A 6,214-nucleotide genomic window follows, 5' to 3' on the forward strand; every position below is an offset into this window, starting at 1 on the left:
CGACGTCGTGGTGCGCGGGGACATAGCCCGCCTCGAAATGGATTTCGGCGACGCGTTTATAGTTGCCGGTGATCAGCCCGTAGAGGATCTCGGCGAGCCAGACGCGGGCGCGCCGGTCGATCCGGCCCATGATGCCGAAATCGATCGCCGCGATCCGGTTGCCCGGCAGCGCGAACAGGTTTCCCTGGTGCATGTCGGCGTGGAAGAACCCGTCGGCGATCGCCTGCCGCAGGAACGCGCGGACCAAGGTCTGCGCGAGGCCGGGCAGGTCGTAGCCCGCCGCCACCAGCGCGGGACGATCCGACAGCTTGATGCCGTTGATCCACTCGATCGTCATGACCTTGGCGGTCGATCGTGCCCAGTCGATCGCGGGGATGACGAAATCGGGCTCGGCGGTCATGCCGTCCGCGAGCTCGGACGCCGAGGCGGCCTCGCGCCGGAAATTCAACTCGCGCAGCGTCCAGCGCTTGAACGTCTCGATCGTCAGGCGCGGGCGCAGACGCATCGCCTCGGGGCTCAGCGCCTCGAGTTGCGCCGCCGCCCAGCTATAGGTGTCGATCGCCCGCGCGAAATCATCCTCGACGCCGGGGCGCAGCACCTTGACCGCGACCTGGCGGCCATCGGTGGTCGTCGCGCGGTGGACCTGCGCGATCGACGCGGCACCGACCGGGACCTGCTCGATCCGCGAGAACAGCGTTTCGAGCGGCTTGCCGAAGCTCGCCAGCATCGCCGCCTCGATCGTCTCGTAAGGGACCGGCGACAGCTGGTCCTGCAGCCGCAGCAGATCCTGCGCAGCATCCTCGCCGACCAGGTCTGGGCGGGTGGCGAGCGTCTGGCCGAGCTTGATCGCGGCGGGGCCGATCGCCTGGAATGCATCGGCATAGCGCGGCACCTTCGGCACGCGCGCACCGAACCGGGCGATCCGCGCGAGGCGACGCACGGCGGCCGGCGTATTGGGGTCCCGCTCGATCCCGCGCAGCGCGCCGTGCCGGGCGAGGATGCGACCCCATTTGAGGAGCCGCCAGACATGGGTGGTCGAGGCGGTCATCGGGCTTGTGCGTCGTGAGAAGGGGTTTGTTCACGCGAAGGCGCGGAGGCGCGAAGAGAAGAATTTGGTTCGCGCGGAGGCGCGGAGGCGCGGAGAGTGTGCACCCTGCCGCGACTGCGGCTTTTCATCATCGGCGAAGAGTTGATTATGCGCTGTCGCGCGAATGCGGCTCTGACTCTCCGCGTCTCCGCGTCTCCGCGTGAACCCCTCTTCGCGCCTTCGCGCCTTCGCGTGATCACTAAATCTTCCAACCCGAATGAATCGCAACCAGACCGCCCAGCAGCGGCTCGACCTTCGTCTGCACGAAACCAGCATCCGCGATCATGCCCTTGAACTTGGGCATGTCCGGGAACCGACGGATCGACTCGATCAGATAGCGATAGCTGTCGGCATCCTGCGCGAGCAGTTGCCCGAGCTTCGGCACCATCTTGTGCGAATAGGCGTCGTACACCTCGGCAAAGCCCGGCCAGACGGTGGTCGAGAATTCGAGGCAATAGAAGCGCCCGCCGCGCCGCAGCACGCGGTGGGCCTCGCGTAGCGCCTTGGGGATGTCGGTCACGTTCCGGATCCCGAACGCGATCGTGTACGCGTCGAAGAACCTGTCGGGGAAGGTCAGCGTCTCGGCATTCGCCTCGGTCCAGACCAGCCCGTCGAGCCCGCGCTTGTGCGCGCGTTCCATGCCGACCTCGAGCATCTGCGGATTGATGTCGGCGACCGTGATCGATGCGCCCGACGGCTCCATGCGGAACGCGATGTCGCCGGTGCCGCCCGCCATGTCGAGGATCTGCTCGCCTTCGCGCGGCTTCACGCGGCGGACGAAGCGGTCCTTCCACAGCCGGTGCATGCCGCCCGACATCGCGTCGTTCATCAGGTCATATTTGCTCGCGACGTTCGAAAACACGCCGCCGACGCGCGCGGTCTTCTCGGTGGCGGGAATGTCCTCATAACCGAACGAGACGGTATCGGCCTTCGGGGCGGTGTCGGGGATGAGAGCGGGGGCGGGCGCGATGTCATTCATGCCCCGTGCTCTAGCGGCGCCTTGTGGCGCGGGCAAACGCAACCTAGCTGGAAAACGTGCCAGAACTTCCCGAAGTCGAAACCACCGTGCGCGGGCTCGAACCCGTGCTCCTCGGCCAGCGCCTGGCCTCGGTCGAGCCGCGCCGTGCGGACCTGCGCAAGGCGATTCCCGTCGACCTGCGGCAGCGCATGACCGGCGCGACCGTCACGCGGCTGTCGCGGCGCGCCAAATACGGCCTCATCGACACCGATCGCGGCGATACGCTCGTCTTCCATCTCGGCATGTCGGGACGCTGGCGGGTCGATCCCAGCGCGATCCTGCCGCACGACCATCTGCTCATCGGCACGGCGGCGGGGCGGACGGTCGCGCTCAACGACCCGCGACGCTTCGGCTTTCTCGATCTCTGGTCCAGCGAGGCGATCGCGCAGTATCCGCCGTTCCTCGCCATGGGCCCCGAGCCGCTCGGCCCCGATCTGACCGCGGCCTATCTCCTTTCGGCGCTCGAAGGGCGGGGGGCGTCGATCAAGACGATGCTGCTCGACCAGCGGATCGTCGCAGGACTCGGCAACATCTATGTGTGCGAGGCGCTGCACATGGCGAAGATCGCGCCGAGCCGGGCGGCGGGGCGGATCGCGCTGCCGCGACTCGAACGGCTGGTCGAGGCGATCCGCGCGGTGCTGACCGCCGCGATCCTCGCGGGCGGATCGAGTCTGCGCGACTATGCGCGACCCGACGGCGAGCTTGGCTATTTCTCGAAACAATGGCGCGTCTATGGTCGCGAGGGCGAGCCCTGTTCGTGCGGCGCGCTGGTCCGCCGCAGGACGGAGGGCGGGCGTTCGACCTTCTGGTGTGCGCGTTGCCAAAAGGCATGACGGAACGCGGTTGACGATTCGGTGCGGAGTGGGTAGGAGCCGCGCTTCGAGAGGGCGTAGGAGCAATCCGGCGCCCCTTTTTATCATTCGAACATCCAGAGGGCTTCATGGCGAACACGCCGCAGGCGAAAAAGCGTATCCGTCGCAACGACCGTCGCGCGGAAGTGAACGGCAACCGCGTTGGCCGTATCCGTACCTTCATCAAGAAGGTCGAGGCCGCACTGGCTTCGGGCGACAAGGGCGCAGCGACCACCGCACTGGCCGCGGCACAGCCTGAGCTGCAGCGTGGCGTCGCCAAGGGCGTGCTGCACAAGAACACCGCGAGCCGCAAGTTCGCGCGTCTGACCAAGGCCGTGACCGGGCTCGCATAAGCGACCCGACATGGCCGGAGCGGATTGCCCGCCGGGATCTTCCCGGCGGGTTTTTTGCGTCTGCAAAGGGAACGGAAGGCGCGCGCGCGCAACCCACGGATTCCCCGCGATTCGAGTGATGCCGGATCATGCCGCACCGGCTCCGAAATCGTAAAAATTGGCCAAACACAGCCACTTATAAAAATATCGACGCATTTCCGGGGCTTGATCAAGTCAACCCGCTTTATTTCGAAAATGTGACGTGCTCGGGCCTTGCTAGACTCGCCGATCGCTTCATAACTGAGCGAACGGCGGCGGTGAATCACGGACGTGAATCACCACTGCGCAAGCAACAGGGCGAAGATGCCGGGCGACCCTATGGGTCGTCACGGGGGATCATTTTCTGTCGGGACTATATCACCAGCGCGGCTGTCGCGCGGGGTCGGAGAAGTGTGCGCGTGACGAATTGGCAAGGATCGACCGTGCACGCTTCGGAGGCCGAAAAGGCCTGGGATCGCGTGCGCTCGTCCCTGCGCGAGTCTGCCGGCGCGCGCCTGTTCGAGCAGTGGCTGAAGCCGATCGAGCTGATCCCGAGCGACGACGAGGAGTCGATCCGCCTCGCCTTGCCGTCCGCCTTCATGACGAACTGGGTCCGCAACCATTATGCGGACCGGCTCGCCCTCGAATTCCGGCAGATCCTGCCGCAGGTCCGCACCGTCCAGATCGAGACGCGCAGGCCTGGCCCGAAGCCCGTGCTGCTGGTGATGCCGACCCCCGCGGAGACCCTGGACCGCGACACCGCAGCCGCGGCCGTGGAACCCGCTCAGGTCCCGGTCAAATTCGGCGTCGACCCGTCGCTGAAGCCCGCCCCCGCCCCCGCGGCACAGCCCGTACCGGCCTACGACACCGTCATCCCCGAGCGCCCGCCGCTCGATCCGCGCTATACGTTCGACCGCTTCGTCGTCGATGCGTCGAACAAGGTCGCGTTCAACGCCGCCAAGGTGCTCGCCGAGCCCGGACCCGTCCGGTTCAGCCCGCTGTTCCTCCACAGCAACACGGGGCAGGGCAAGACGCATCTGATGCATGCGATCGGCCATGCGTTCCTCGCCGCCAACCCGCACGCGGTCGTGCTGTGCATGTCGGCCGAGCGGTTCATGTATGATTTCGTCGCGGCGATGCGCGCGCGCGACACCCATGCGTTCAAGCGCCGGCTGCGCGGCGCCGACCTGCTGCTGATCGACGATCTCCAGTTCATCGCCGGCAAGGACGCGACGCAGGAGGAATTCTTTCACACGATCAACGAGATCATGACCGCCGGCAAGCGGCTGGTGATCTCCGCCGATCGCTGCCCCCAGGCGCTCGAGGGTGTCGAATCGCGGATCATCAGCCGCATGGCGGTCGGGCTGGTCGCCGACATCAAGGCGCCCGACCTGCTGCTGCGCCGGACGATCCTCGACCGCAAGCTCGTCGACCTGCCCGACCTGCGCGTGCCGACCGACGTGCTCGACCTGATCGCGAGCCGGATCCACGCCAATATCCGCGAGCTCGAGGGCGCGCTGAACCGCGTCATCGCCTATGCGCAGCTGACCGGCGAGACAATCGACCTTGAGTTCGCGATCGCGACGCTCGGCGAAGTGCTGCGCGGCGCGCAGAAGCGCGTGACGATCGACGAGATCCAGAAGCTGGTGACGGCGCATTTCGAGCTGAAGCCGCTCGACATGATCTCGGCACGCCGCGCCCGTGCGGTCGCGCGGCCGCGGCAGATCGCGATGTATCTCGCCAAGCGGCTGACGACGCGGTCGCTGCCCGAGATCGGACGCAAGTTCGGCGGCCGCGATCACTCGACGGTCATCCACGCGGTCCGCAAGATCACGGAACTGCGCGACCAGGACCGCGACATCGACGCCGCGGTCCGTGTACTGATGCGCGAACTCGAGGGCTGAGGCCTTCCTTCCCGTGTTCTCCCGCGAAGGCGGGAGCCCAGACTGGACCCCCGCCTTCGCGGGGGAACACGCCTTTCAGGTGAGGCACGTCCTCAAGTCGTCACGCGGCTTCCGCAGCCGGAACGGCGAAGCCGTCGTCAGACCTGCAACCCCATCGCATCCTGCGTACGCTTCAGCACCGGCGCAGCCAGCGCGCGCGCCTTTTCCGCGCCGTCGCGCAGCACCGCGGTCACCGCGCTGCGATCGTCGAGCAGCCGCACCATCTCGTCACGAATCGGCCCGAGCTTGGCGACCGCCAGATCCGCGAGCGCCGGCTTGAACGCGCCGAACCCCTTGCCGCCATATTCGCCCAGCACGGTCGCGACGTCGCTGTCCGCCAGCGCGGCATAGATCGTCAGCAGGTTGCGCGCCTCCGCCCGGTCGCCGAGCTCGTCGACGGTCGCGGGCAGCAGGTCCGGATCGGTCTTCGCCTTGCGGAACTTGTCCGCGATCGTGTCGTCGCTGTCGATCAGCTTGACCACCGACTGTTCGGACGGGTTCGACTTGGACATCTTCGCCGACGCATCGCGCAACGACATGATCCGCGGCGCCGCCTTGCTGATCAGCGGCGCGGGGAGCGTGAACAGGTCGACGCCGTAATCGCCGTTGAACTTGGTCGCGATGTCGCGCGCGAGCTCGAGATGCTGCTTCTGGTCCTCGCCGACCGGCACGTGAGTCGCATTGTAGAGCAGCACGTCCGCCGCCATCAGCACCGGATAGTCATACAGCCCGACGCTCGCACCCTCGCGGTTCTTGCCCGCCTTGTCCTTGAACTGCGTCATGCGGTTCAGCCAGCCGACGCGCGCGACGGTGTTGAGCAGCCATGCCATCTCGCTGTGCGCGGGCACGCGCGCCTGGTTGAACAGGATCGACTTGGCCGGATCGACGCCCGCCGCGATCATCGTCGCGGCGACCTCAAGCGTGTGCGACGAGAGTTCGGCGGG

6 protein-coding genes are annotated in these 6,214 nt (G+C 66.9%); 3 read left to right on the plus strand and 3 right to left on the minus strand.

Annotated features, from left to right (window positions below; all coding sequences use genetic code 11):
• Both sphsw_RS16990 and sphsw_RS16995 read right to left on the minus strand, forming a co-directional pair.
• Nucleotides 1-1,048 (minus strand): AarF/UbiB family protein (locus sphsw_RS16990; protein ID WP_042467651.1); only part of this gene is annotated, 1,048 nt, incomplete at its 3' end.
• A 238-nt stretch (nt 1,049-1,286) separates the two neighbouring features.
• Nucleotides 1,287-2,066, minus strand: a complete 780-nt coding sequence (locus sphsw_RS16995) for a class I SAM-dependent methyltransferase (RefSeq protein WP_042467653.1) — start codon at nt 2,064-2,066, stop codon at nt 1,287-1,289.
• A 56-nt stretch (nt 2,067-2,122) separates the two neighbouring features.
• Between sphsw_RS16995 and mutM the strand changes: the two genes are divergently transcribed.
• From mutM to dnaA, 3 genes are all read left to right on the plus strand, one after another.
• Complete coding sequence (gene mutM / locus sphsw_RS17000; RefSeq protein WP_031441657.1) at nt 2,123-2,938, plus strand: bifunctional DNA-formamidopyrimidine glycosylase/DNA-(apurinic or apyrimidinic site) lyase; 816 nt, start codon at nt 2,123-2,125, stop codon at nt 2,936-2,938.
• 107 nt (nt 2,939-3,045) lie between these two features.
• Nucleotides 3,046-3,309 carry a 30S ribosomal protein S20 gene (gene rpsT, locus sphsw_RS17005; RefSeq protein ID WP_031394736.1) on the plus strand — a complete coding sequence of 88 codons (264 nt, stop codon included), beginning with the start codon at nt 3,046-3,048 and terminating at the stop codon, nt 3,307-3,309.
• A gap of 461 nt (nt 3,310-3,770) precedes the next feature.
• A complete protein-coding gene (gene dnaA, locus sphsw_RS17010; RefSeq protein WP_235188442.1) occupies nt 3,771-5,231 on the plus strand; it encodes a chromosomal replication initiator protein DnaA in 1,461 nt (486 codons plus the stop codon).
• Nucleotides 5,232-5,368: 137 nt separating this feature from the next.
• On the opposite strand, the gene trpS is transcribed toward dnaA, so the two are convergent.
• A partial coding sequence (gene trpS, locus sphsw_RS17015; protein ID WP_042467654.1) for a tryptophan--tRNA ligase occupies nt 5,369-6,214 on the minus strand: 846 nt, incomplete at its 5' end.

The sequence above is a fragment of the Sphingomonas sp. FUKUSWIS1 genome (genome assembly GCF_000733135.1).
Taxonomy (GTDB): domain Bacteria; phylum Pseudomonadota; class Alphaproteobacteria; order Sphingomonadales; family Sphingomonadaceae; genus Sphingomonas; species Sphingomonas aerolata.

Coding starts and splice junctions, on each gene's coding strand:
- sphsw_RS16995 (WP_042467653.1), bottom strand. CDS start 2,066: ATGAATGACATCGCGCCCGCCCCCGCTCTCATCCCCGACACCGCCCCG.
- rpsT (WP_031394736.1), top strand. CDS start 3,046: ATGGCGAACACGCCGCAGGCGAAAAAGCGTATCCGTCGCAACGACCGT.